The sequence below is a fragment of the Paraburkholderia caffeinilytica genome (assembly GCF_051027425.1).
In the GTDB taxonomy this organism is placed as follows: domain Bacteria; phylum Pseudomonadota; class Gammaproteobacteria; order Burkholderiales; family Burkholderiaceae; genus Paraburkholderia; species Paraburkholderia caffeinilytica_A.
Window position 1 is genome coordinate 91,350 of record NZ_CP186553.1, and the last position, 24,739, is coordinate 116,088.

At 60.8% G+C, this 24,739-nt stretch carries 28 protein-coding genes; 14 read left to right on the top strand and 14 right to left on the bottom strand.

What is annotated here, in order from left to right; genetic code table 11:
- Positions 1-4 precede the first annotated feature (4 nt).
- A complete protein-coding gene (locus ACOSV0_RS20875; RefSeq protein ID WP_434113180.1) occupies positions 5-1,000 on the bottom strand; it encodes an aldo/keto reductase in 996 nt (331 codons plus the stop codon).
- 590 nt (positions 1,001-1,590) lie between these two features.
- On the opposite strand from ACOSV0_RS20875, the gene ACOSV0_RS20880 reads away from it, so the two are divergent.
- From ACOSV0_RS20880 to ACOSV0_RS20900, 5 genes are all read left to right on the top strand, one after another.
- A complete protein-coding gene (locus tag ACOSV0_RS20880) occupies positions 1,591-3,783 on the top strand; it encodes a TonB-dependent receptor (protein ID WP_434113182.1) in 2,193 nt (730 codons plus the stop codon).
- A gap of 77 nt (positions 3,784-3,860) precedes the next feature.
- Positions 3,861-4,544, top strand: a complete 684-nt coding sequence (locus ACOSV0_RS20885; protein ID WP_434113184.1) for a Fe2+-dependent dioxygenase — start codon at positions 3,861-3,863, stop codon at positions 4,542-4,544.
- Positions 4,541-5,263 (top strand): PepSY-associated TM helix domain-containing protein, encoded by a 723-nt coding sequence (locus ACOSV0_RS20890; RefSeq protein WP_434113185.1) that lies wholly within the window; start codon positions 4,541-4,543, stop codon positions 5,261-5,263. The genes ACOSV0_RS20885 and ACOSV0_RS20890 overlap by 4 nt, the downstream gene beginning before the upstream one ends.
- A 155-nt stretch (positions 5,264-5,418) precedes the next feature.
- Complete coding sequence (locus tag ACOSV0_RS20895; RefSeq protein WP_434113187.1) at positions 5,419-6,108, top strand: nitroreductase; 690 nt, start codon at positions 5,419-5,421, stop codon at positions 6,106-6,108.
- 29 nt (positions 6,109-6,137) lie between these two features.
- Positions 6,138-6,452, top strand: coding sequence for a high-potential iron-sulfur protein (locus tag ACOSV0_RS20900; RefSeq protein ID WP_434113189.1), 315 nt, complete (start codon positions 6,138-6,140; stop codon positions 6,450-6,452).
- A gap of 45 nt (positions 6,453-6,497) precedes the next feature.
- Here ACOSV0_RS20900 and ACOSV0_RS20905 read toward each other — a convergent pair whose 3' ends face one another.
- Positions 6,498-6,848 (bottom strand): DOPA 4,5-dioxygenase family protein, encoded by a 351-nt coding sequence (locus ACOSV0_RS20905; RefSeq protein WP_434113191.1) that lies wholly within the window; start codon positions 6,846-6,848, stop codon positions 6,498-6,500.
- A 46-nt stretch (positions 6,849-6,894) separates the two neighbouring features.
- A complete protein-coding gene (locus ACOSV0_RS20910) occupies positions 6,895-7,368 on the bottom strand; it encodes a GNAT family N-acetyltransferase (protein ID WP_434113193.1) in 474 nt (157 codons plus the stop codon).
- A 982-nt stretch (positions 7,369-8,350) separates the two neighbouring features.
- Here ACOSV0_RS20910 and ACOSV0_RS20915 point away from each other — a divergent pair.
- A complete protein-coding gene (locus ACOSV0_RS20915) occupies positions 8,351-8,824 on the top strand; it encodes a hypothetical protein (RefSeq protein WP_434113194.1) in 474 nt (157 codons plus the stop codon).
- Positions 8,825-8,929: 105 nt separating this feature from the next.
- Here the strand turns inward: ACOSV0_RS20915 and ACOSV0_RS20920 are convergent, their stop codons facing one another.
- Positions 8,930-9,823 (bottom strand): glutamate/aspartate ABC transporter substrate-binding protein, encoded by an 894-nt coding sequence (locus ACOSV0_RS20920; protein ID WP_434113196.1) that lies wholly within the window; start codon positions 9,821-9,823, stop codon positions 8,930-8,932.
- Positions 9,824-10,081: 258 nt separating this feature from the next.
- On the opposite strand from ACOSV0_RS20920, the gene ACOSV0_RS20925 reads away from it, so the two are divergent.
- Both ACOSV0_RS20925 and ACOSV0_RS20930 read left to right on the top strand, forming a co-directional pair.
- Positions 10,082-10,363 carry a hypothetical protein gene (locus ACOSV0_RS20925; protein ID WP_434113197.1) on the top strand — a complete coding sequence of 94 codons (282 nt, stop codon included), beginning with the start codon at positions 10,082-10,084 and terminating at the stop codon, positions 10,361-10,363.
- 94 nt (positions 10,364-10,457) lie between these two features.
- Complete coding sequence (locus ACOSV0_RS20930; protein WP_434113198.1) at positions 10,458-10,910, top strand: SRPBCC family protein; 453 nt, start codon at positions 10,458-10,460, stop codon at positions 10,908-10,910.
- A gap of 86 nt (positions 10,911-10,996) precedes the next feature.
- On the opposite strand, the gene trpS is transcribed toward ACOSV0_RS20930, so the two are convergent.
- Together trpS and ACOSV0_RS20940 are read right to left on the bottom strand one after the other, a co-directional pair.
- Complete coding sequence (gene trpS / locus ACOSV0_RS20935) at positions 10,997-12,025, bottom strand: tryptophan--tRNA ligase (protein ID WP_434113199.1); 1,029 nt, start codon at positions 12,023-12,025, stop codon at positions 10,997-10,999.
- A 304-nt stretch (positions 12,026-12,329) separates the two neighbouring features.
- The gene (locus ACOSV0_RS20940) at positions 12,330-12,485 is read right to left on the bottom strand and encodes a glycine zipper 2TM domain-containing protein (RefSeq protein ID WP_434116039.1); all 156 of its coding nucleotides are present in this window, start codon (positions 12,483-12,485) and stop codon (positions 12,330-12,332) included.
- A gap of 262 nt (positions 12,486-12,747) precedes the next feature.
- Between ACOSV0_RS20940 and ACOSV0_RS20945 the strand changes: the two genes are divergently transcribed.
- From ACOSV0_RS20945 to ACOSV0_RS20965, 5 genes are all read left to right on the top strand, one after another.
- Positions 12,748-13,101: a YciI family protein gene (locus ACOSV0_RS20945; RefSeq protein WP_434113201.1), complete on the top strand. Its 354-nt coding sequence runs from the start codon at positions 12,748-12,750 to the stop codon at positions 13,099-13,101.
- A gap of 155 nt (positions 13,102-13,256) precedes the next feature.
- A complete protein-coding gene (locus tag ACOSV0_RS20950; RefSeq protein WP_434113203.1) occupies positions 13,257-13,670 on the top strand; it encodes a YciI family protein in 414 nt (137 codons plus the stop codon).
- Positions 13,671-13,731: 61 nt separating this feature from the next.
- Complete coding sequence (locus tag ACOSV0_RS20955) at positions 13,732-14,259, top strand: SRPBCC family protein (protein ID WP_434113205.1); 528 nt, start codon at positions 13,732-13,734, stop codon at positions 14,257-14,259.
- Positions 14,260-14,343: 84 nt separating this feature from the next.
- Positions 14,344-14,751 carry a VOC family protein gene (locus ACOSV0_RS20960; protein WP_434113207.1) on the top strand — a complete coding sequence of 136 codons (408 nt, stop codon included), beginning with the start codon at positions 14,344-14,346 and terminating at the stop codon, positions 14,749-14,751.
- A gap of 4 nt (positions 14,752-14,755) precedes the next feature.
- Positions 14,756-16,033, top strand: coding sequence for an RNA polymerase sigma factor (locus ACOSV0_RS20965; RefSeq protein ID WP_434113209.1), 1,278 nt, complete (start codon positions 14,756-14,758; stop codon positions 16,031-16,033).
- Positions 16,034-16,045: 12 nt separating this feature from the next.
- Here the strand turns inward: ACOSV0_RS20965 and ACOSV0_RS20970 are convergent, their stop codons facing one another.
- The 6 genes from ACOSV0_RS20970 to ACOSV0_RS20995 form a co-directional block, all read right to left on the bottom strand.
- Positions 16,046-16,663, bottom strand: coding sequence for a LysE family translocator (locus ACOSV0_RS20970; RefSeq protein ID WP_434113210.1), 618 nt, complete (start codon positions 16,661-16,663; stop codon positions 16,046-16,048).
- Between the two features lie 75 nt (positions 16,664-16,738).
- Positions 16,739-17,317, bottom strand: a complete 579-nt coding sequence (locus ACOSV0_RS20975) for a DUF4337 domain-containing protein (RefSeq protein ID WP_434113212.1) — start codon at positions 17,315-17,317, stop codon at positions 16,739-16,741.
- Between the two features lie 177 nt (positions 17,318-17,494).
- On the bottom strand, positions 17,495-17,671 hold the full coding sequence (locus ACOSV0_RS20980; protein ID WP_434113214.1) for a DUF1427 family protein: 177 nt from the start codon (positions 17,669-17,671) through the stop codon (positions 17,495-17,497).
- A 55-nt stretch (positions 17,672-17,726) separates the two neighbouring features.
- Positions 17,727-18,689 (bottom strand): quinone oxidoreductase family protein, encoded by a 963-nt coding sequence (locus ACOSV0_RS20985; protein ID WP_434113216.1) that lies wholly within the window; start codon positions 18,687-18,689, stop codon positions 17,727-17,729.
- 168 nt (positions 18,690-18,857) lie between these two features.
- The gene (locus ACOSV0_RS20990) at positions 18,858-19,697 is read right to left on the bottom strand and encodes an AraC family transcriptional regulator (RefSeq protein WP_434113218.1); all 840 of its coding nucleotides are present in this window, start codon (positions 19,695-19,697) and stop codon (positions 18,858-18,860) included.
- Positions 19,698-19,909: 212 nt separating this feature from the next.
- Positions 19,910-20,854 carry an AEC family transporter gene (locus ACOSV0_RS20995; RefSeq protein ID WP_434113220.1) on the bottom strand — a complete coding sequence of 315 codons (945 nt, stop codon included), beginning with the start codon at positions 20,852-20,854 and terminating at the stop codon, positions 19,910-19,912.
- Between the two features lie 124 nt (positions 20,855-20,978).
- On the opposite strand from ACOSV0_RS20995, the gene ACOSV0_RS21000 reads away from it, so the two are divergent.
- Complete coding sequence (locus ACOSV0_RS21000; RefSeq protein ID WP_434113221.1) at positions 20,979-21,845, top strand: LysR family transcriptional regulator; 867 nt, start codon at positions 20,979-20,981, stop codon at positions 21,843-21,845.
- Positions 21,846-21,956: 111 nt separating this feature from the next.
- Here ACOSV0_RS21000 and ACOSV0_RS21005 read toward each other — a convergent pair whose 3' ends face one another.
- A complete protein-coding gene (locus tag ACOSV0_RS21005; RefSeq protein ID WP_434113223.1) occupies positions 21,957-22,394 on the bottom strand; it encodes a transcriptional regulator in 438 nt (145 codons plus the stop codon).
- The gene (locus tag ACOSV0_RS21010; protein ID WP_434113225.1) at positions 22,360-24,552 is read right to left on the bottom strand and encodes a GNAT family N-acetyltransferase; all 2,193 of its coding nucleotides are present in this window, start codon (positions 24,550-24,552) and stop codon (positions 22,360-22,362) included. Before ACOSV0_RS21010 ends, ACOSV0_RS21005 begins: the two co-directional genes overlap by 35 nt.
- Positions 24,553-24,739 lie beyond the last annotated feature (187 nt).

Genomic DNA, 24,739 nt, shown 5'->3' on the forward strand with positions numbered 1-24,739 from the left:
CGCATTACCTCGCCGCGTCACCCCACCGATATTCAAAACTCGCTTCATCAAGCTGCGTCTTGACGTCTGCATCGAGCACAAGCTCTGAAGCCGCGAGCGTATCGCTCAACTGCTCAACGCGACTGGCGCCGATAATCGCCGACGTAATCAGCGGATTCGCCAACACCCACGCCACAGAAACCCGAGTCAACGGCTCGCCGGTCGGCGCGGCGATCGCCTTCAACTTCTCGATCGTTTCGAACTCGCGCTTATGCCAGTACCGCTCCTGATACATCGCCCCGGCCTTTCCGACAACATCGGTAAAGCGCCCGGCCGCCGGCGCGGCATCCATCCGATGCTTGCCCGTCAGCAAGCCACCCGCCAGCGGGTTATAAGGCATCACGGCTAACTGCTCTTCGGCCGCCAAAGGCAACAACTCCCGCTCGATCTGCCTGAACAACAAGTTGTACCGCGGCTGCACGGATACGAACCGCGACACGCGCAATACGTCAGCGCGACCCAACGCTCGCGCCAGCCGATAGGCGAGGAAATTCGACACGCCGATATAGCGCACCTTCCCCGAGCGGACGATCACGTCCAGCGCCTCCAACGTTTCATCGAGCGGGGTGTTCGCATCGTCGGAATGGAGCTGGTAGAGGTCCACGTAATCCGTGCCGAGCCGCCGCAGCGATGCATCGACGGCGTCCAGCAGATGCTTGCGCGATGCGCCTTGATCCCATGCGGACGGCCCCATCTTGCCCACGGCCTTCGTCGCCAGAATGAACCGGTCGCGTTTGCCCTTCAGCCACCGTCCGACGATTTCCTCCGTGCGTCCCGCGATACTCTCGCCGCCGCCGAGCGGATAAACATTGGCGGTATCGATGAAGTTCACGCCGGCATCCGCCGCCGTGTCGAGGATGCGATGCGAAACGTCTTCTTCAGTCTGCAGGCCGAAGGTCATCGTCCCCAGACACAGGCGCGAAACGGTCAGGCCGGTGTGGCCGAATTTGCGGTATTGCATGGTCAACTCCGAAGATGGACGGAACAGTTGCGGGATGCGGTGTTGCAAAAAGGATAAACGGTGTGGCGATTTCGTGTTCGGTCGCGGGCGCATGCAGGTTTGACAAACCGTCAGTATTTAGAAAGTTTGTCGTGCTGCTCAATTTATAGACGCGCGAGGGAAAAGCACGTGCAGCCGGTGTACATGACTTGAGGCGTGACGTCGGTTTAATCGCCAATTGGCAGAAGTTTAGGCGCTTATCTCTGAGATACGCGCGTGAGCTTATTTATCTAACGAATAGCCAAAATCGTCTTGCCGTGGGCGACTAAATATTACAAATGCGTAATGTATAGCTGGCGACGAGACATTTGAAATTACATATTCCATACGATAGTAAAAAACAGAAATAAATAGATTACGCCAGGTAAGGTTTCGTGCGATTGATGCGTCTTTATGCATATGGAATGATAGCGATTCTCATTTAACCACCAGCCAGCCATCCCGTCGTCTTCGCTTCAAGCAGGAGACAGGCAGCCAGCCAGTTGCGACTTTGTCATCGATCCCATGCCGAGCATGCGGAGTTGGCAAGCGCACTTCCGACGGGATTTCCCATGTTCAATCACACGCCGCTTGCGACTGCGTTAGCGTTAGCTTTTGCCGTCCCCTTCGCCACGCCTGCCGTAGCACAGACCGCGCCGCAAGCCGCGTCGCAGCCATCGGCTCAAGACGCGGCGACGAGCGCGGCAACCGATAACGCGACCTTGCCGACCATCGGCGTCGCGGGGCAAGCAGAACAACAGGACTTCCAGGCGGAACGTTCGAACGTCGGTGCGAAGACGCCCACCGCGTTGCGCGATATTCCGCAAACCGTCACCGTCATCAACAAGTCGGTGCTCGCCTCGCAAGGCGCCACGTCGTTCCAGGACGCGCTGCGCAATGCGCCGGGCGTGACGATCGGCGGCGCCGAAGGCGGCCAGATCGGTAACAACATCAACCTGCGCGGCTTCACCGCGCAGAACGACATCTATCTGGACGGCTTCCGCGATCGCAATCAGTACTATCGCGACACTTTCGATCTGGAAGAACTCGAGGTGCTGTACGGTCCTTCGTCGATGCTGTTCGGCCGTGGTTCGACGGGTGGCGTGATCAACCAGGTCAGCAAGAAAGCGAACCTGACCGACTCGGCGGAAGTCTCGACCATGGTCGGCACCGACGATCGCTATCGCAGCACCGTCGACGTGAATCACAAGCTGACCGACACCTCGGCGATCCGTCTGAATGCATTCGGCCAAAGTCTCGGTTCGACGCGCGACGAGATGAAGAACAAGGACTACGGCATCGCGCCGGAAGTGCGCTTCGGCATCGGCACGCCAACCGAAGTGACGATTTCCGCGCTGATCCAGCACAACTACGACATGCCCGACTACGGCGTGCAGGCGTTGAACGGACATCCGTCGCCGGTGCCGAAGAACACCTTTTATGGCTTGACCACCGACCGCACGATCCAGGACGTGCAAACCTTCACCGCCGCGATCAAGCACAAGTTCTCCGACAGTCTCACGCTGAGCAACCAGACGCAGTTCTCGCATTCGCTGACCGATGCACGCGAAACCGCGCCGCAAGCGGTATTGACGGGGCCGCTCGCCACCAGCACGGCGCTGACCAACGGCAACTTTACGACGTTGTCGCCGTCGCAACTGTTCATCAAGTTGCAGAGCCACGACCGTGTGATCGAAAACCATTCGCTGTACAACGACACGATGGTCGAATACAAGTTCGACACCGGTCCGATCAAGCATGACCTGATCGCCGGCGTCGAGCTTGGGCACGACAGTTACTCGAACCAGGCGTACACGCGCAACAATTTACCCGTCGTTTCGATGGTGAACCCGGCGTATCTGTCGTCGCCCGCGGGCGTGACCACGACGGTCGGCAACTATGCCGATTCCGGGTCGAACGAAATCGCCGGCTACGTCAACGACACGGTGTCGCTCGGTCAACACTGGAAGGTGATCGGTGGCCTGCGTTGGGACCGCTTTCAGGCGCAGATTCACAACACGATCACGGCGCCGCTTTACGCAAGCCAAACCAACTTCTTTACCAGCGTGCGCGCGGGCGTGATCTATCAGCCGTCCGACTGGCAGTCGTACTACGTGTCGTACGGCACGTCGTTCGATCCGTCGCTCGAAGCCTTGACGGTGACCAATCTGACGCAGAACCTGGCGCCCGAGTCGACCAAATCATACGAGGTGGGCGGCAAGTGGGATCTGCTGGGCGGCAATATCTCGGTGACGTCCGCGTTCTTCCGCGAGGAAATGACCAACGCCCGCACGCAGGTTTCGCCGACCGAATATGAACTCGACGGCGACATCCGCGTCGACGGATTCCAGGCCGGCATGACCGGTCACATCACCGACAAGTGGCAGATTTTTGGCGGCTATACGTACATGGACGCCATCGTTCTGAAGGCGCTCGACGGGACGCAAGGGCACGTGCCGGCCAACACGCCGCGTAACACGCTGACGCTCTGGAGCACGTACGCGATCACGCCGCACTGGGAAATCGGCGGCGGCCCGACCTATATGTCGCCGCGCTACGCGTCGAATACGAACTACGTGCAGGTGCCGGGCTACACGCGCTGGGACGCGACTGCGGCCTATCACGCGAAGAAATACGACGTCCGTCTGAATCTGCTGAACCTCACCAACAAGATGTACTACGACGCGCTTATTCAATCGGACGGTGGCCGTTCCGTGCCGGGCATCGGACGTACGTTGCTGGCGACGTTCGACTACCGGTTCTGAAGCGTGCCGCATTGATACGGTAGGCTTGCTGCTCTCGCAAACGGCAGGCCGACTGAACGAGGCCAGGGAAACTCAAGATGCTGCTGCACATTCCGAATGTACTGAACGCTGAGCAATTGCGCTTTCTGCGCGAGCGGCTCGACAGCGCCGGCGACGTGTGGGTAGACGGCCGCGCGACTGCCGGTTATCAGGGCGCGCCGGTCAAACGCAATCAGCAGATCGCCGAGCATTCGCCGCTCGCCCGTGAGCTCGGCGACGTGATTCTCGCGTCGATCGAGCGCAATCCGCTGTTCATCAGCGCGGCGTTGCCGAACCAGGTTTATCCGCCGCTCTTCAATCGGTACGAAGGCGGCATGGAGTTCGGCAGTCACGTCGACGGTGCGGTGCGTGTGCTGCCCAATGGCGTGAAGCTGCGCACGGACGTCTCGGTGACGCTGTTCATCTCCGAACCGTCCGAATACGACGGCGGTGAACTCGTTGTTGAAGACACCTACGGCGTGCAACAGGTCAAGCTGCCGGCGGGGGACATGATTGTCTATCCGGCCACCAGTCTGCATCAGGTGACACCGGTTACACGCGGCGCGCGCCTCGCCAGCTTCTTCTGGGTGCAAAGCCTTGTGCGCAGCGACACGCAGCGCGCTTTGCTATTCGATATGGACACGGCGATTCAGCGTTTGAACGCCACACATGCCGACGACGCTGCGCGCCGCAGTCTGGTCGGCTGCTATCACAACCTGTTGCGCACCTGGAGCGAAACGTGAGCGTACCCGAGGCTATTGAATTCCGACCGGATGAGACCGTCGACGCCGAGGCGGTCGAACCGCAGCGGCTCGATCGCGGCGAACTGAAGGCACGGCAGCAGCGTTCGCGCCGCGCGACCTTCGTCAAATGGTTGCGCAAGGTCCATGGCTGGATCGGTTTGTGGGGCGCGGCCTTGGGTCTGCTGTTCGGCACCACGGGCTTTTTTCTGAATCATCGCGGCGGGCCGCTCAAAGTGTCGACCGGCGAGCCGCAGGTGTCGGTCGTGCAGGTGCCGCTGCCGCAACCGGCGCCGCAGACGCCGCGTGAGTTAAGCAAATGGCTCAAGCACGAACTCAGCCTGGCGGGCAACCCGGGACGCGTGCAGAAAGAACCCGCGCATCCGGTTGCGTGGGGCGAGCGCAGTGTGATCCAGCCCGAGCACTGGCAGCTCAGCTTCGCGTCGCCGCATGAAAACACGTCCGCCGAGTATTGGGTCGGCAACGGTTACGTGACGGTCAAGCGCAGCGAGAACTCCTTTCTCGCGACGCTGACAAATCTGCACAAGGGCGTCGGCTTGAGCGTCGGCTGGGTGCTGTTGATCGATACGCTGGCGGGCAGCATCATTCTGTTGTCGCTCACCGGTGTCCTGCTGTGGACAGAGCTGAACAAACGCAAAACGGTTGGCGCGGTGCTGGTGATCGGGTCGATCGTCGCCGCCGTCTGCATGGGGTTGATGTAGAAACGCTGCGGGCCCGGCGTGGTTGAAGCGGAATAGGGGCGCTCGCCCAAGATCGCTTTGCCCGCGCATGCTGCAAGCCTGCAAGCGGAAAACCCACCGCTCGCGCTAGAATCTTCGCAGACCGCCAAACTGTTGGCCCTGCCGGGATTCCGCCGATGACCACACCTGCCAACCCTGTCGACGCCGCACTCATGTCGCGGCGCTCGATTCGCGCCTTTCTGCCCACGTCGGTTGCGCGCACCGATATCGAAGCGATTCTCGAAGCCGCCAGCCGTGCGCCCTCCGGCACCAATACCCAGCCGTGGAAAGTGTACGTGGTGACGGGCGAGTCTCTGGCGCGCCTGTCGCAGGCTCTGGTCGCGGCACATGACGACCCGCAGCGCGACGCGCTGTATCAGGAAGAATATTGCTACTACCCGCATGAATGGGTGTCGCCCTATATCGACCGCCGCCGCAAGATCGGCTGGGATCTGTACGGCCTGCTGGGCATCCAGAAAGGCGACAAGGCGCGGATGCACGAACAGCACGCGCAGAACTACCGCTTCTTCGGCGCACCGGTCGGCTTGTTCTTCACGATCGAGCGGGTGATGGAGCGCGGTAGCTGGCTCGACTACGGCATGTTCCTGCAAGCCATCATGACGGCGGCGCGCGGCCGTGGCCTCGACACCTGTCCGCAGGCAGCGTTCACGCCGTTTCATCGCGTGATTGCCGAGCATCTCGGGCTGCCGCCTGAGGAGCAACTGGTGTGCGGCATGTCGCTCGGTTTCGCCGACGAAAATGCCCAGGTCAATACGCTGAGGACCGACCGGGAACCGGTTGAACGGTTCACGCGGTTTATCGATTGACGAGCGTCATTACTCCCCATCGGACCACTATGAAAACTTCGCGCCGCAATTTTCTGATGCTGAGCGTGGGCGTGAGCTCATCGCTCCTGCTGTCCCGCACCGCGTTTGCCGCCGACCCCGCGAACACACTGAGCGAAGCCGATCCGAAGGCGCAAGCCCTCGGCTACAAAGAAGACGCATCGAAGGTCGACAAGGCAAAATTCCCTGACTACGTCGCGGGACAAACCTGCGGTAACTGCTCGCTGTTTCAGGGCAAGACCACCGACGCCTACGGCGGCTGCACATTATTCGGCGACAAGCAGGTCGCCGCACGCGGCTGGTGCAGTTCGTATTCGAATATCTGACCGGGCAATCGGGCAATCGGGCAATCGGGCACGCGCCGGCATCGGTCAGTTCAAGGCGCTCAGCACCAGGTCGTGTGAATGACCGATCCACACCGCTGCATCACGGTGGTCGCGCAAGGCGTCGCCGGTATTCGGATGGAGAAAAATGTCGAGTGCGCCGTGATTCAGCGTGAGCCAACCGACGAGCTCTGCGAACTGCTCTTGCGTGAATGCGAGCTGATACGACCACATCGGATGCGGCCCGACGGGGCGCTCGTGAAAGCGACCCATTTGCAGTTTGCCGTCCCAATGTGCTTCGATCTGCTCGCGAAAGGACCACGCGGCGTCGCGGCTGCCTGAATCGAAGTAAATGTGAGCGTGCCAGCTTGCGATTGCCGAGGTGTCGCGAAAAGTCATAGCAGGGTCCATTGCGTGTCGCTCTGTATCAGCGGTGATCGGACATTCATTCTGCTTGAGTTTCCGCCGACGCGTGCGGCACGCGTCTCATATGAAACTGGATTTCATCTTCGCCGACGATCTCGAAGCCGAGGCGTTCGTACAGGCGCCTGGCGGGATTGCCTTTGAGCACCTTTAGCGCAACCGGCAACGCGTCGGCCTGCGCGGCCAGCAAGACCGTGCGCAGCGCCCGCTCGCCGATGCCGCGCCCTTGATGCGCCGGCGCGATCTGCAACTGCACGACGAACCATTCGTTCTCGGTGAGATGCGCTTTCAGCAAACCGGCCGGCGTGCCGTCGATACAAATCACCTGCGCCGCGTCGTAACGGTACTGCAGACGCGCGAGATGCTCGGCATCGTCAGTCGATTCGCCGGCACGCGCCAGGTGCTCCGTCATGGTGGCCTTGCGCAATTCGAACAGAAAGGGCTCGTCCGCCGCTAGCGCCGGACGCAGGGTGAGCGAAGGTTCTTGAGCAGACATGCGGGTGACGTTTCCTGTGCGCGGGCGGCTAGAAAGAAGGGTTGTGAATTGTCGCGCCTGCAGTGCTTTTTTACCACGCCACGCGCACTACACGCCTATGCGTCGGCCTGCCAGCTTCATTACTCGGCCCTACACGTGGGCGCTGTGAGACGGAGTAATCGGGCCGGATGATGTGTCGCCACATGTATTTTTTTCCGGCTCAAGTCTGAAGAAATCGCCACGCCGTGCCGATTCGGCGAACTAACCTGCCAATTCCCCTCCTTTCGCGCAATTGCATTCGGGCGTGCTCACATAAACTGTTTTCCATGGAGCGACAAGTCACCGAGCCCATCGACGCGGTCTTCCCCCGCGTTGTTTTGAACCGTACCGTTGATGGCAGTTTGCCGCGGTTGTCCCACGTGGCAGGGCAGTAAAGCAGTAGGAAGTCGAAGCAATGCAACAGCGCGCAATCAGAGTAATCATGCGCGTGAATCAGCAGGGGGTTGCAGCGAGGTGAGGTTGAATACGAGGGACCGAGCTGTAACGCAGTAGTAGCGACAGCAGTGGTAGTAGCCGTAGAAATAGCAGTAGTAGCAGTAGCAGTTCAGGAAGCAACAGCTTTGTTAGTTTGTGATGGTTATAAGGCCGGCAAGCATCCACGCGCCTGTACGGTTCTTCCATCCTGTCTGGCCCTGTTCCCTTGCGGGAACAGGGTTTTTTTTCGTCCGTACAATACGTGCGGCTTGTATTTGGCCGGTCTGAACTTATATGACAGCGTTGCATGTCGAATGCGTCACGGCGGAAAATCTGCTCTGGCGTAGCGAGATGTCACGCAATTGAGACTTTGGTTTGTTTAAGTTTGTCTTAATAGTTGCTTGCCATGATGCTTACACAGACTCACGTTAAGGGCCTGTCAAGCCGCCGGCGCATCGGCGGCGTTTGCCACCGGAGAGCACAGCATTCGGTGGCAAAGCCGAGAGTTAGCGAAGGAGGTTGAATCGATATGTCCAGTAAATCGCGAGTTCGCAAGCACACCCAGCCGGCCATGTCCCCGTTGTTGCGGGCATTGACCTATAGCCGCACCGCCCACGAGCCCGTCACCGCGGCGATGCTCCTGCAGTGCTACACCGCCCTCGATGCATTCCGGCGCGGGCAAGGCTCGCGGGATTTGCACCTGACCCTGAGCCGGCATTTGCTGGTGTCGCAGGAGTTGGCGCGTCTGGGTCTTGGCGAAGACGTGCTTGCCGACATCGAAAGCGCCCATGCGGCGATGGTGCAGCTCGACGCACGTGAGCATCACGACGGCGCATGGATTCTCGACGACAGCGAATACGCCCGTCTTTGCACCGGGCTGGCGATTCTGGACGGGCAACTGTCCGTCGCATCGTTGAGCGAAATCGCGAACGCGGAAGCGAAGATGATCGAAGGGCTGATGAGGTCCGCCCATACGCAGGCGATCGTCGAAGCGGTGGTTTAAAACCCGCGTCGGATTTCTGTTTCGGGAACGCTCGACGTTACGCGAACCCGCTGAGACGAAAAACGCCCCTTCATGGGGCGTTTCGCTATTTCAACGTTCATCTCCCTAATCAAAAGCCTTGTCGTTCGGTGACGCATAGAGCTTGTGCATTTCGTCGCTCATCGGGAAATCGAAGTTGATGTTTTTCGGCGGCACGGGCTTCATAAACCACTTGTCGTACAAGGTTTTGATCTCGCCGCTTTTCATCACGCCGGTCATTGCGTCGTCAACCAGCTTCTTGAACTCGGGATCATTCTTGCGAAGCATGAAACCGTACGCTTCCGAGGACTGAGGCGTGCCCACGATAACCCAGTCGGCCGGCTGCGCGGTCAGCGAACGTGCGCCGGCAAGCAGGACGTCGTCCATCATGTAGGCGACCGCACGCCCCGTTTCGAGCGTGACACGGCCTTCGCCGTAGTCTTTCGCGCTGATGATCTGCATGTTCATCTTCTTCTCCTCGTTCATCTTCCTGAGGAGGCGTTCAGACGTCGTGCCCTGATTGGTCACCACGGTTTTCCCGGCGAGATCGGAGAAATCCTTGATTCCGGAGTCTTTGCGCGTAAGCAGACGTGTCGTGGCGACAAAGAACGTATCGGAAAACGCAACCTGATTTTGCCGCGAAGTCAGGTTGGTCGTGACGCCGCACTCAAGGTCGACGGTGCCGTTCTGAACCAGCGGAATCCGGTTCTGCGAGGTGACAGGGATGAAGCGGACGCGCAGGTCCGGATGCCCCGTCTTTGCTTTGACCGCATCGATAATCTTGTTGCACAGGTCCTGGGAGAATCCGATGACCTGGTTATTGGCATCGACATAGGAGAACGGCACAGACGTTTCCCTGTGCCCGATTGCAATCAGGTTCACGCTCTGAACTTTCGCCAAGGTCGGTTGTGCTTCCTGGGCCGGGACGGCTTGCGAGAAAATCGCAAAAGCTGCGAGAGCCAGTAGCGACGCGTGTTTCATGACAATCTCCTATCGGTTTCGGCGGAACTATAGGTCGAATTGACGTCCGGCCTGATACATATGTTGCCATATCAAAATTAACAACAACATATGTTAACACCCAATGCGAGCCTTTCACGGCTTGGCGCGTGTGGGCGTCGTGAGTCGCCAGGCGGCCGAATCGCCTCCCTTTAGCGCCCGCGCGCTGTATCCCTGGGGTTGCCAAAGACCTGCGCTACACTCCAGGAACATCTGGCGACGACGAAGGAGGTCAATGTCATGGAGCGTTCTGATTTCCTTGCGGCCACTCGACAACTGGCAGCCGCCGCCGAGCTTCTGGCCAAGGGCGGCCCTCAAGACCGCCGATCCGATGCGTCCGAGATGCTCGCGTTTTTCCGCCGATACGATCAGGTTGGTTCTGGTTTGGAGATGGCCGTAACGTCCAACGACGAGTTGTTCGCGCTTACTGCGAAGGCTGCGCTTACCATGGCGGGGCGTAATGAATTTCCGGCGTCACACGCGCTGCTTGAGCAGGCCCGGTCGCTTCTGCCCGTGAGATGAAAGCCGCTGTGGCACGCCGGGAGGTGTTATCTGCGTCAGACGCGACTGGTATTAGTATTGGCCGGCCTGCTATTGCGAGCGTCCAGAAACTGCAATGAAATTTTCTGTCAGCACAATGGTGTCGGGAAGCGTCGATTGGCTCTTCGCGCTTTCTCAGGACTACTCCCGCCGACGAGAGTGGGACCCGTTTGCATCCCGCTCGGAATTACTGAATGGGGCGGCGGTGCCCGCGGTCGGAGTCGACGAATACATCGAAAGTGCCGGTGGTCTGGTTATGGTGTCGCGCTATGTGTCGTTCCAGCCGCCGCACGTGGCGGCGGTCTCGATGGTTGAAGGGCCACGTCTGCTGGCCAGCTTCAGCGGCGGATGGAAATTCCGGCAGATCTCCCCCACGCACTGCGGTGTAACGTTCACCTATAACTTCAGGACGTCGCCGAATTGGCTGCGCTGGGTGATGGAACCGATTGCCGGCCTCTGGTACGAGCGGGAGACACGCGCACGCTTGAATTGTTTCAAGGCGTGGGCTGAGGCCGGTTCTACCGGATGAACGAATAGCAGAGTCACCACCGGAATGGGATCCGGCGTTCACATCACGCGCGCAAGGAGAAGTGAGAGCCGAAGACTGTCGGCCGCTCAGCTCTGAAAGTAATTCAAACCGAGCGCGCCTCTCACCTCCGACATCGTCGCCCCTGCCACTTCCCGCGCGCGCATGGTTCCGCGGCGCAGCACATTCAGCACCTCAGCACGATCAGTTGCCAACTCGCGGCGGCGCTCCCGAATGGGGGCGAGCATCGCCTGCAAACGTTCGTTGAGCGCGCGCTTGACCACGCTGTCGCCAAGACCGCCACGGCGGTAGTGCGCTTTGAGTTCGTCGACCATCGGCACGTCCGGTTCGAACGCGTCGAGGAACGCGAACACAACGTTGCCTTCAACCTGACCTGGGTCGTTGACGCGCAGATGGTTAGGGTCGGTGTACATGTTATTCACGGCCTTGGTGATTTCGTCCGGACTCGCACCCAGCGTAATCGCATTACCCAGTGATTTACTCATCTTGGCTTTGCCATCGATGCCCGGCAGCCGCGCCACGTGCGAGAGCACCGCTTCGCATTCCACCAGCACCGGCTTGTCGACCGTGTTGTTGAAACGGCGCACCAGTTCGTTGGTTTGTTCAATCATCGGCAACTGGTCGTCGCCGACGGGCACGTGCGTCGCCTTGAACGCGGTGATGTCGGCAGCCTGGCTGACGGGATAGGTCAGGAAGCCGGCGGGGATATCCCGCTCGAAACCGCGAAGCACGATTTCCGCCTTGATGGTCGGGTTGCGTTCGAGGCGCGCGACCGTCACGAGATTGAGCAGATACTGCGACAGTTCCGCCAGCTCCGGCACCTGTGACTGGATAAGGATTGTCGACTTGGCCGGATCGATGCCGACGGCAAGATAGTCGAGCGCCACCTCGATGACGTTTTCGGTGACCTTCTGGTGCCGGCCGACGTTGTCGGTCATGGCCTGCGCGTCGGCAAGCAGGAGGAATTGCTGCGCTTCGTGCTGGAGCTGCACGCGCGAGCGCAACGAGCCGATGTAGTGGCCCAGGTGAAGCGGGCCGGTGGTGCGGTCGCCTGTGAGGATGACAGGTTGCTTCTCAGATCTGGCTGCGTGCGACATGGTCAAATATCCGTGTTTGCAACACCACCAGTCATCGGCACGCACAAAAAAATGCCGCCAGGACTGGCGGCATCACGATTTCGATGGTCGAAGAGGATCGGGCCGCTCAGGTCAGGCGTGCCACCAACGATGCAGATTCAGCGAGGTCGGGTTCGTATCCATGGAGCGAGTATAGCGCAGCCACCCTGGCTCGCCCCAATCTAATCGTTGTACTTCGTAATATCGTGGTACGCGGACTGCGGCCGCCACAATCGCTCTGCTGGATCAAGACAAAGGCCACGGCGACGCGTCGCTTACTTGCCCATTACTTGCCCAACTCGTGCCCGATAATGCCACCGGCTACCGCGCCGCCGACCGTGCCGATCGCGCTGTGATTGGTCGCCTCGTTGCCGATAACGCCGCCCGCCGCCGCACCGCCAAGCGTGCAGCCGGTGGTGAGTGTCACCAGCGCCAATAACATTGCGATGATGCCCAGACCAGATCGATTTCGCATGATGTCACCTCGGACGTGTGTCGATACCAGCAGAGCAGCAATCCACATGCCGCGTTCGTATTACGAGTGTCCGTAGGGCTTGCGCGCCATCGGCACTGGGGCGGTGAAACGGGTTTGCTGGAGTCATCCGTGCTTGCTAGACTGCCTTTCTCCCCTAACTGCAAGCGCGTTTTTGCCGTCGTACGCCCGCCTGGCGTTCACGTCCACGGCGCGATAAATCGGAGACGTCATGTCCTACATGCTGCTTATCGTCGAACCCCCGAATCAGCGCATCGAACGCGGCGAGCAGGCCGGGCGCGAGCTCTACGACCAGATGGTGCGTTTCGCCGCCGGCCTCAAGGAGCGCGGCAAGCTGATCGCCGCCGAAGCATTGACCTCCACGAGCGACGCCGTGCGCGTGCAGGTGCGCGACGGACAGCCGAAATTGCTCGACGGCCCATTCGCCGAAGCCAAGGAAATGATCGGCGGCTTCTACCTGCTCGATTGCGAAACTCGCGAAGAAGCGGTGGCGATCGCGCAAGCCTGCCCGGCGGCCTCGTGGTGCACCGTCGAAGTCCGCAAGCTCGGGCCGTGTTTCCTATAAGCGGGTTCGCACCGTCGCGGCTAATTGCCTGGGGTTTTCCCTAAACCTGCGACAAATATGTCGATCCGGTTGCGTATCGCTCGTCGTGTGAGTAAGAAGCCAGCAAACAGATAACGGCTCGCCACTCACCACACACCACCCAAGGAGCGATCGCGATGCGATTCATGATCATAGTGAAGGCGACTGCCGTCAGCGAAGCCGGCAGTCCGCCGGACGAAGCTCTGATGGCTGCGATGGGCACCTACCACGAAGAACTGGCCAAAGCCGGCGTGCTGCTCGACGCAACCGGCCTGCAACCGAGTTCGAAAGGCTGGCGCATCCATTACAGCGGCGGCAAGCGCACGGTGATCGACGGTCCGTTCGCGGAAACCAAGGAACTGATCGCCGGCTACACGCTGATTCAGGTTCGTTCCCGCGAAGAAGCCATGGAATGGGTGCGGCGGTTTCCAGCGCCGTTCGGCGAGCAGGCCGATGGCGAAATCGAAGTGCGGCAACTTTACGAACTCGAGGATTTCGAGCCGGGTCCGGAACTGGACCGTTTCCACAAACTGGACGCCGCCAAACATTGACCCCGAGGCCGATCCGAGCGCCGAACGAGGCGTCGATCCGGCTACATCGCAAGGACTTGTCATGCTCAAAACCATTCTGATTGTCGTCGTCGCGGCGCTAGCGCTGCTATTCATTTATGCGGCGACGCGGCCCGATAACTTTCGCATTGAACGCAGCGTGCGCATTGCAGCGCCGCCTGAGCGGATCTACGCGTTGATCGACGACATGCATCAATTCAATCGCTGGAATCCGTTCCTGCGCAAAGATCCCGCGACGCAAGGCACCTATAGCGGCACGTCAAGCGGCAAAGGCGCGCGTTATGCGTGGCAAAGCGAAAAGATCGGCGTGGGGCAGATGGAGATCGTGGATACGACGGCGCCGTCGAGCGTGACGATGCAGCTCGATTTCCTCAAGCCGTTCGAAGCGCACAACATGGCCGAATTCGAGTTGAAGCCCGAGGCGGGCGCAACGCAAGTCACGTGGGCGATGCATGGGCCTGCGCCGTTTCTGTCGAAGCTGATGCAGGTGTTCGTCAGCATGGACAAGATGGTCGGCAAGGATTTCGAAGACGGACTAAGCAACCTGAAAACGCTTGCCGAGGCGAGCTGAACACGTGGGATCGCTGCGTGGGCGGCACACTGCGGCGCAACGCGCCGCCCCAGCGAGCACATAACTGGACCCATGGATTTCATCATGCATAAGCAGATCTACGTCAATCTCGCCGTCGAGAACCTCGCACGGTCGAAGGAATTCTTCCACACGATCGGTTTCAGCTTCGAGCCGCAATTCACCAACGAGCAGGCCGCGTGTCTGATCCTCGGCGAGAATCTCTTCGCGATGCTGCTGGTCAAGGACCTGTTCAAATCCTTCACGCGCAAGTCGCTTTGCAATCCGAAGGAAAGCACCGAAGCGTTGCTAGGTCTGTCGTGCGAGAGCCGGGGCGAGGTGGACGCGCTGGTCGCGAAGGCGCTCGCCGCCGGCGGCACGGTGCCGCGCGCGCCGCAGGACTATGGTTTCATGTACGGGCATGGCTTTGAAGATATCGATGGCCACATCTGGGAGCTGATCTACATGGACCCGAACGCCAGGGCAGCGGGCTGATCCTGTGACTACACCGGCCACCCATCGTGCCATCGAGGCAGTCTGGCGGATCGAATCCGCCAAGGTCATCGCCCACGTCGCACGGATCGTGCGCGACGTGGGGCTTGCCGAAGAGCTGGCGCAGGACGCGCTGGTCGCGGCGCTGGAGCATTGGCCGGACGCGGGCGTACCCGACAATCCGGGAGCGTGGCTGATGGCGACCGCGAAGAACCGCGCCCTCGACCGCTTGCGGCAGGAAGCGCTGCATGCTCGCAAGCGCGAGGAACTGGGCCACGATCTCGACGCACAGGAGGCGCACCTCGTGCCGGATTTCGTCGATACCCTCGATGCCGCGCGTGCCGACGATATCGGCGACGATCTGCTGCGGCTGGTGTTCACGGCGTGCCATCCGGTGTTGTCCACCGACGCGCGCGTCGCGCTGACGCTGCGCCTGCTCGGCGGCCTCACCACGGACGAAATCGCCCGCGCGTTCCTCGTGCCCGAGCCGACTATCGCGCAACGCATCGTGCGGGCCAAGCGCACGCTGTCGGCGGCCAAGGTGCCGTTCGAGGTGCCGCAGGCGGACGCGCGTGCGCCGCGGCTCGCGTCGGTACTGCAGGTGATCTATCTGATTTTCAACGAAGGCTATTCGGCCACTGGCGGCGATGACTGGATGCGGCCGGCGTTGTGCGAGGAAGCGCTGCGGCTTGGGCGGGTGCTGAGCGGACTCGTGCCGGATGAGAGCGAAGTGCATGGGCTCGTCGCGTTGATGGAAATCCAGGCGTCGCGCACGCACGCGCGCACGGATGCTGAAGGCCGGCCGGTGCTGTTGCTCGATCAGGACCGCAGCCGCTGGGACCCGTTGCTGATCCGTCGCGGGCTGGCGGCGCTCGGCACGTCGCATGCGTTGGGCGGCGCCAGCGGCCCGTATGCATTGCAGGCGGCGCTGGCAGCGTGTCACGCGCGCGCCCGCCGTGCTGAAGAGACCGACTGGGCGCAGATCGTCGCGCTGTACGACGCACTCGCGGAAGTGGCGCCTTCGCCGGTGGTCGAGCTGAACCGGGCGGTGGCGGTCGGCATGGCATTCGGCCCGGCCGCCGGTCTGGAAATCGTCGATGCGCTAGCAGCCGATGCCGCGCTCGCCAACTATCACTGGCTGCCGAGCGTGCGTGGCGATCTGCTGGAGAAACTCGGCCGGGTGGAAGAAGCGCGCGCCGAATTCGAACGCGCGGCCGCGATGACGCGCAATGCGCGCGAGCGAGAACTGTTGCTCGAGCGTGCTGCTCGTGGCATCGCGCATTGAACAGTACGCAAATTATCGGATCAACTGACGCACACCCAGCGCCACAATCAGGCCGCCGCACACGCGATCGATCCACGCCTTGGCACGCCGGTACGCCGAAGCAATCAGCGTATGCGACAACGTCAGCGCGACGAAGCCATACCAACTGCTCGCCACGACGAACACCACGCCGAGCATGGCGGTAAATGTCCCCACGTTCACATGGGGCGGCGCGGCGGACGAGAACACGGCGGCAAAGAACGCCATCGACTTTGGATTCGCGATGTTGGTCGCGAAGCCCTGTGCGAATGCTTGCCGAAACCCGCCTGCCGGAGCCTGCACCCTTTGCGTGGATTGACTCGCGGATGCATTCGCGATGAGGCGTCCGCCGAACCAGATCAGGTAAGCAGCGCCGGCGATCTTCACCGCGAGCGCGAGCCACGGGAACGCGGCGAACACGATACCGACGCCGAGAATCGCGCAGCTCGCCCAGAACAGATTGACGAGCACAATGCCGGCGACCATCGCGAGCGCCTCGATGCGCGTTGCCGACGCGGCTTTGTGCGCAACCGCGACGAAGTTCGGGCCGGGGATCACCACGCCGGCAATGTAGACCGAGAAAACGCCTAGAACTGCGGACCCATCAATCACACCCTGCTCCTTAATTCATTCATGCGACAAGGCGTAGCGCAACCGCTCCCTGTGCTCCCTGCATCGCTCACGCTATCAAGCCGAAAAGAATGCCACAGCAGCCGTGACCACGCCCGCAGCCGCAACGCCGAACGACAGATTGCGCAGCCATTTCTTGCGGGTCAGCAAGGTGATCGCGCACAGGGCGATCGCGACCTGAATCAAGGTGGTGGCCTGGGCCCAGCGATGATGCCCGTGCAGCAGCGCTTCACTTTTAGCGTCGTTGTCCACGACTTCTTTTTCGATCGCTTCAGCCTTCGCGCGGATCGGCTCTTTCTGCTGCTTGTATTTGTCGACGTCGGCGAGGAACTTCGCGTGTGCATCGGCATTGCCGGGCGACAGCGCCGCGCCGAGTTCCGCGAGATTCTCCTTCTCGCCCTTGGCCTGGTAATAATTCCATTGATTCGACGCTTCGGTCTTCTTGATGGCCGCTTCGTTCTTGTAGTACAGCGCCAGGTTTTCGCTGTTGCCGCTCTGGTAGGCGCACAGTGCGCCGATCGTCGCGAGGATCGCCGTCATCACGGCCATGCGGCTCGCGAAGGGGTCGGCGTCGTGGTGGCCGGCGTGTTCAACGGCATGGTCGTGCGGACCATGCACTTCATATTCTTCAGACATCCGATTCTCCGAGCGAAGCTTTTCTTGTGGTCTTCCGGGCGGCGCGCATGGCGGTGGCACATGCGTGGGCGATGCTGCAAGCGCAGCCCGGCGGCCTCCATCTTAGCGTGCGGCGCCCGGTGACGGAAAAGCTATCGGCGCGAAGAGATGCCGATGACAGACATCGACTGAAAGACGTCAATGAATGCCGGCGATCAGCCATGTCCGTACGAACGGGATCACGTGCTCGCCGGCGAGCATGCCGAGCAACCCGACCAGCGCGACTGTGGGCGGCGCGGGCGATTTCACCTGCATCACGCTGTAGACCAAACCGACCACGACGCCGGCAACGAGCGAGATCAAATACGCTTTCATGTTTGTCGTACCCATCTGAAATGCGGGCAGCCACGCCCGCCGGTCGTTTTGGCCATTACATCGTGATGACGACACGGCCGCGCGTGCCGGCGGCCACCGCCTCGTAGGCTTCGCGTGCCCGTTCGAGCGGGAATGCCTGAGCGATCGCCGGCCCTTGCAGCTTGCCGCTTTCGAAGCCTTCCACCAGTGCGGTCATCAACGGCGCCGATTCGGCGACGCCCAGCTTGGCGCTATCCACGCCGAGCAGTTGCGTTTCGTTGTGATAGAAGTCGATCACGTCGAATTCCACGCGGCGCTTGCCCGTGGCGCTGATTTCCAGCACCCGGCCGCGGCGCTTTGCGAGACTCAGTGCGGTTTCGAATGCGACACCGCCGACCGAGTCGTACACCACGTCCGCGCCGCCGCCGGTCAATGCCTTCAGGCCGGCGGTCACGTTCTCGTCGAACGGAACGTAGTCGTCGATTAACCGGCCTGCGGGCGTATCGGCGGAAAGCGGATGACGGTCGATGGCGATCACGCGGGCGCCCCGCGCTTTCGCGATCTGCACCACCGCGCCGCCGACTCCGCCGCCCGCGCCAATTACGGCAATCGTCTCACCCGCTTGCAGATGCGCGTACTCGACCGTGCCGAGCCACGCGACCACGAAGTTCACGCCGATCGCGGCGGCCTCCAGGTGGCTGAGCGTGGCCGGCTTGCGCGACAGGGCGGTGAGCGGAATCCTGATGAACTCGGCGTGTGTGCCGTCGCGCGTGAAGCCGATGTCGCCGCCGGTGCCCCAGACTTCGGCGCCGAACCATGCCTGCGGGCCGTCCACCACGACGCCGCTGAAATCACGGCCGGGCGTGCGCGGCAGGGTCGTATGGCCGAAATGGCCGGACACGTTCTTGACGTCGCTCGGATTCACGGAGGCCGCCTTGATCTGCACGACGGCGCTGTCCGCGTCGGCTTGGGGCGTCGGCAGATCGACGTATTCGAGCACCTCGGGATTGCCAAAAGTCTTGAACTGAATCGCTTTCATTGCGTATCGCTCCTGTCGGGTCGTTCGCCGCGTCGTGCAGCCAGTGAACATAGTCTAGATGGCCGGTACAAAGGCGTTGAGACAAAAGCTTTCGAATTTCGGACAAGACATGCTGTGGATTAGCCTACGGATCGCGCTGGGAGCGGTTTGGTCGTCAGCGCGAAGGGCTCACCTGCCAGCGGACGGCTTGTCTTGCGCTAGCTCTGGCGAAACGTCAGAAGCGGCTTCGCTCAGCGTGGCGCTCGGATCGAAGCCGGTCGGCGGCGCACCTAACTCGCGCCGGAACATGTCGCTGAAGCTGCTCGGCCGGAAACCCAGCGAGTGCGCGATGCTGCTGACCGGGCGTCCCTCGGCGAGGCCTGACATGGCCACCGCCAGTTGCACCTGGCGCCGCCATTCGGCAAAGCCCATCCCCAGCTCACGCGTGAAGAGGCGGGCCAGCGTGCGCACGCTCGCGCCGGCTGATGCCGCGTGCTGCTCGAAGCTGATCGCGTTCGACGGGTTGTCGATCACCGCGCGGCATAACGCATCGAGCCGCCGGTCCGATGCATCGGGCAGCGCGATGCGCAGCGACGAGCGCGGTGCGTGCCCCAGCTCCAGCATCGCGAGACGATACGCGGCTTCGAGATAGGTTTCGTCGCGAGCGTGGGTGTGCTCGTATTCCGCAATCGATGTGATGAGTTCGCGCAGCAGTCCGTTGATCTCGAACACGTCGCTGTGCCGGCTCAGATGGCCGACGTTGCGCTCGTGCAGATAGATATTGCGCATCTCCACTTCGCTCATCATGTGGATGGAGTGGACCGTGCCGGCGGGCAGCCAGACCGCTCGCTGCGGCGGCACGACCAGCGCTTCGCGGCCGGTTTCCACCCACATCACGCCCGATACCGCATACAGCACCTGCGCCCACGTGTGCGAATGCGGGTCGATGCGCAGCCCGCGCGGGTAGCGCCGCGCTAGCGAGCGGGCGTTGTCGTCGTCGCGGAGTTCGGGTGGGCGGGCTTTGGGCACGGCGGTTCGGTTTGCGGTTCGCGGTCGCGCATGGAGATTGCGGACCTTGATGGTCCGTGTGCGAAGCATAGCGCGAGGCGTGGGGCGGCGGATATTCTCGCGTTTCGCGACCGGATGAGCAGTCGGCTGCTGTGCGGCAGCGACGCCGTTTCACAGACAAGACACGCGCAACTGCGCTGAAAGCGTTTAAGAGCTACAGCGCGCCGCGCTGCTTACGTGCGATGTCCCATCACCAGCAACAGCAACGACAGGGTCGCGACCGACCCCACCGTCGATAGCAAAATCGTGCGCGACGTGATGTGCGCCTCACGCTCGTAGAACTCGGCGAGCATGAACGGGCCGGTACCGGTGGGCAGCGCCGCCAGCACGACGGCCATCTCCACCAGCGCGGGCGAGAGCCCGAATACTCGCGCCGCGAGCCACCAGGTCAGCGCCGGTTGGACCAGCAGCTTGACGCCGGTCAGCAGCAGCGAGATGCCGCGCTCGCCGGCTTCGGATGGACGCTTTTCCGCAAGGAACAAGCCGAGGCTCACCAGTGCGCAGGGACTGGCGGCGCCGCTCAACAGCTTCAGAAAGGTCTCCGCGCTTTGCGGCAACGCGACGTGGGTGCTCGCGAACAACACGCCTGCAATCGGCGACACGATCAGCGGATTGCGCGCCAGCGAACCCAGCACTTTCAAGCCCAGCTTGTGCGGCGTGCGTTCGGTCTGCAAGCCGACTTCGATCAGCACGATGGCAAGCGCAAAAAGCACGCATGCGACGAGTATCGTGGCGATCGTGGTCGGCGTCAGGCTGGCCGAGCCGAACGCGATCACGCCGAGCGGAAAGCCGATGTAACCGGTGTTCGGATACGAGGCCGCAATCGCGTCGACGCTCGCGTCGGCCAGATGCCGGCCGCTTACCATGCGCATGACGAGAATTGGCAGAAATACGCCGATGCAGCCGATCGAAAACGCCGCGACGAAGGCCGGCTGATAAAGCTGCAGCCACGTGGCGTGCGCCATCGTGTCGAACAGCAGAGCCGGCAGCGCCAGCCAGACCACGAAGCGGTTCAGTTCGGACGCGGAGTTCGGTCCGAGCACGCCGCGGCGGCGGCAGGCGAAGCCCGCGAAAATCAGGCCGAATACGGGAAGCAGAATCTCAAGAGTGGCTAACATCGGTACACAAGGTGTGGGCGGACAAAACGATGCGCCAGCGTAGTGGCTTGCGTTGATACAATCCAATACTGTTTTTTGCCTCCAGCAATACCTTTTTTGCATCGTCATTCAGCCTGAGGGCGTCGTGATCGATATCAAGCCGCTACGCTACTTCGTGACACTCGCCGAGATGCGCCATTTTGGCCGCGCGGCGGCACGCCTGAATCTGTCGCAGCCGCCATTGAGCCGGCAACTGGCCGCACTGGAGGGGAGCCTGGGCGTGACGCTGCTCGAACGGAGTCCGCGCAGCGTCACGCTGACTGCGGCAGGCGAGCGCTTTTACGTCGATGCGAAGGCGATCCTCGCCTCGGTGGAACAGGCGGTCAGCAATGCGCAAGCCGCGGCGCATGGCGACGCCGGCAAGCTCACGATCGGCTTCACGATGTGCGCCGCGTACAACGTCGTGCCCGGCTACGCGCGCGTTTTCGGCGCTGCGTTTCCCGAGGTCGCATTGAATTTGCGCGAGGTCGTCTCGAACGATCTGGCCGCGCAAGTGCTGGCCGGTCAGATCGACGCGGCGATCATGTTTCCGAACGTGCCCGACAAGGGCATCGCCACGCGGACGATCCTCCGCGAACCGCTGTGCGTGGCGTTGTCGCGCAGCCATCCGCGGGCACGCGCGCGGCGGTTGAAAATCGCGCAACTGGCGGGTGAACCGTTCGTGCTGGCGTCTGAAGATGTCGCCCCCACTTTGCGCGCGACTATCCTCGAACATTGCCGCTCGGGCGGCTTCGAACCGGATATCCGCTTTGAAGTGCAGTTGCAGCAGACCGTGCTCAGTCTTGTCGATGAAGGCGTGGGCGTGGCGTTGGTGCCGGCTTCGATGCGCAAGGCGCAACTCGCGGGGGTGGTGTTCCGGCCGCTGGTCGATGCGCCGCTGATCGAGCAGGTGTTGGCGTGGTCTCCGGCTAATCGCAATCCGTGTCTGGCGCGGTTTCTTGAGTTGGCGTGAGGGGGCTGAGTCATGGATCCGCTCAGCGGTCCGTGGCGTCCGCGGAGTCTTCCAGGCCGGCAGGATAGCGCATGGTGTCCTGCTCGAGGCGTTGTCTGCAGAAAGTTATACCTACACGCGCTTGCCCTCGATGGCGTGAAGGAGGGGGCTGTCAGGTGCAATGCGAATGAAAAACTGTGGAGGCTGAAAACCCGCCGATACTTCTCTCAGTTCCGTCAGAGAAATGCTCCCAGAGAGTCGCTGCGGTTCGTGCAGGCCCAAGGCAAAGCCCTTTGATCGCCCTTCGAAGTAGTCAAAGAATTCGCGCCGGGTGATGCCGCACACATTCGCAAATCGCCGCCATAGGGTAGCAGGGGCAAGCGAATGGGCAGCACTCACCGTGGCGCAACCGATCACACGACCAACGGGCAACTTCACATAAATCCATACGACGGTACCCGTTTTCACGTTCATTGCACGGCGCCGAAGTTCCACATGCTTGGTACCCGCAAGTATGTTTTCGGCATGCCGCTCTTCAAGCGAAATGAGTACATGTTCCGGATGTTCCATAGCCAAACCCTTGCTGGAGGATTCCTTGAAGCTGTGCGTTATTGATGGCATGCGTGGTAAGCAGGTCTTGCGGACGGCCGCAACCCAACCGCTGCAGCGTGGCGAGCGGAACTGGACGTTCAAGGCAGATAATGTTGTCGAACACCGTCACGGTTTTCGTCTTGGATCGACCAATCGCTTCGAGTCCCGCTGAATCGAGAACTGATGGGTCGAGGTCCGAATTTTCCATTGCTTCTTGGGATTTCAAATACGCGCGCTGCACGCGTGCGATCGCGACAATGGCGCCGAGACCTTTATTCTTCGCGGATTCGTAGAATAAGATCAGGTTACCACGCTTAAAGTGCCTAAGCGTCGCCATCCCGCTCAAATAGTGACGCTCTTTGTATAGTCTGGCTCGGGCATGCGGAAGGAGGCTTTTCTGGGGTGAGTGTGCCAGTAAGTCTTCGGCAAACTTGTGTCGCACCGGCGAAATCACAGCCACTCGTCCGGGGAGACAAAATAGTGCTGGCGAGAGCAGCGTTTCCAGGGTCATCAAGGAGACATGCCCCACGTTTCCATCAGGCCTGACGAGGCGAATCTGCTGGTCGACGTCCCGATAAACCGGTGGAGCGTCGGGCAGGCGCACGCGTGCTACCCGGAAAAGATGGTCCTTGCAGTCAGCCCAATTAGATGTGGTAACGACGCGTCCAACGGCAATCTTGGCTAGCGATGTCTGGCCCGTCAATCCGCCAAACCCTAGCGCAGACGCTACCTCGCGGATTTGGGCTTGCTGTGCAGGAAATGTCAGTCTGATTTGCGACATGCCCTCTATCGTGGCTTGCTCTATCAGGTACCCAAGCAGGAGGCGTGCGGCATGTATCGCACCGGGCTGGGTTTCATCGACGGCCACGCGCGCGTTCAGATCGACGCCAGCCATTGTCCTGGGCCACATCAGATATCCGACCAGAACGCCGTCAGACCAGACACCGTGACGGTTGCAGACTCTCTCATTCGAGTCGATTGCGGCCCACGCGGTGACGATAGCAGCGACCGGGATTCCAAGCCGGGATAAAAGCCGATGGACTTCGGCTTCGTCGGCCTGCGAAACGGGGGCGAACGAGAGGGCATCACTTCCTCGGGTCTGAAACACCTCTTCTCTTGTTTCGCCAGCGTTCAAGTCTTCAAAAGCACCCGGCGAAATGACCTGGATTCCACATTTGTCGTATAGCCTTGCGGCCGCGTTGAGTATCGACGAATCGTTTGTGATCAGACCGGTGAGCCCATTCTGGATAGCGGTGGCCAAATGTCTTAGATCGGAAAGGTCATTGCTGCTCAATGCATCGGCTCGATAGCGGTCCGGGAATACGATGGACGCCAATTCCGGCTTGAGTGCATCCCACTCTTCTGTACTGGGGGTAGGAAACGAGGGGAATATGCGAGCATACGCCAGCATCGGATCCGTCACGCCAACGCTTGCTGTTCGGGCGAGTTCAGCCGTGATCTCTGTGCTCAAGGCCAACTGGCAAGAACCGCTTCTTTCAATCCGGAACAGATCAAGGATTTCTTCGTTTCTGCGTCTGCGCGGACCAAGGTCGAACAGTACGTTCAGGTCTAGCAGGAAGAGTGGAGTCGATGCGCCGTATGTCGAGTTCAAACCTAGGGGGTCGGCGGCGCTAAGCCCGCTTGGCGCGAACAATTGCGGCGTATCGAGCTCGTGACTGCGAACGACGATCGTTCGATTTCTTGTTTCGCCACCTTTTGCGATGCTCTGAACATAGAAACCTTGCTCTTCCCAGAACTTATTGGCCTGAGTGAGATCTTCCGCCACCCGTGCATACATGGAAATGAAAGCGTGGTCTGTCAGATGTTTCTTGAGGTGCTGCAGTAGGCGAGTCGCTATTCCATGCTTTCGGAGTGCCGGTGCGACGAAAATCTGCCGGACCCGCCCCTTCGGATGTCTGGCTTCAAACAGCAAGTGGCCGGCATATGACATGCCCGTTGCATGACGTTCAACTGCTACGAAGAGTTGCTCCTTTCGGGCGAAGTCCTCAAAGACGCGTGATGGGAAGAATCCAAGTGCATTTTTATCGCTGTCTGCTGCCTCGTTGACTGAATCTACAAACGGAGCAACGTCGCTATAACGATCCAGAATCTCAATGGAGTGTTTTTCGACGATCATCTCGGTGCTTGGCCCCCAGCGTATTGTCTGCAAGCAGATGTTCCCTGCAAGACGAAGACTTGCGGGAAGCTGTTGCGGACTATTTTGATTGAACTGTTCTCAACCGAGGCATGTCAGCCTCTGTAAGAAGAGGACCGTAAACATACCATTATTTAGGGAAACATAATAATGGTATGTAGTAGGAGAA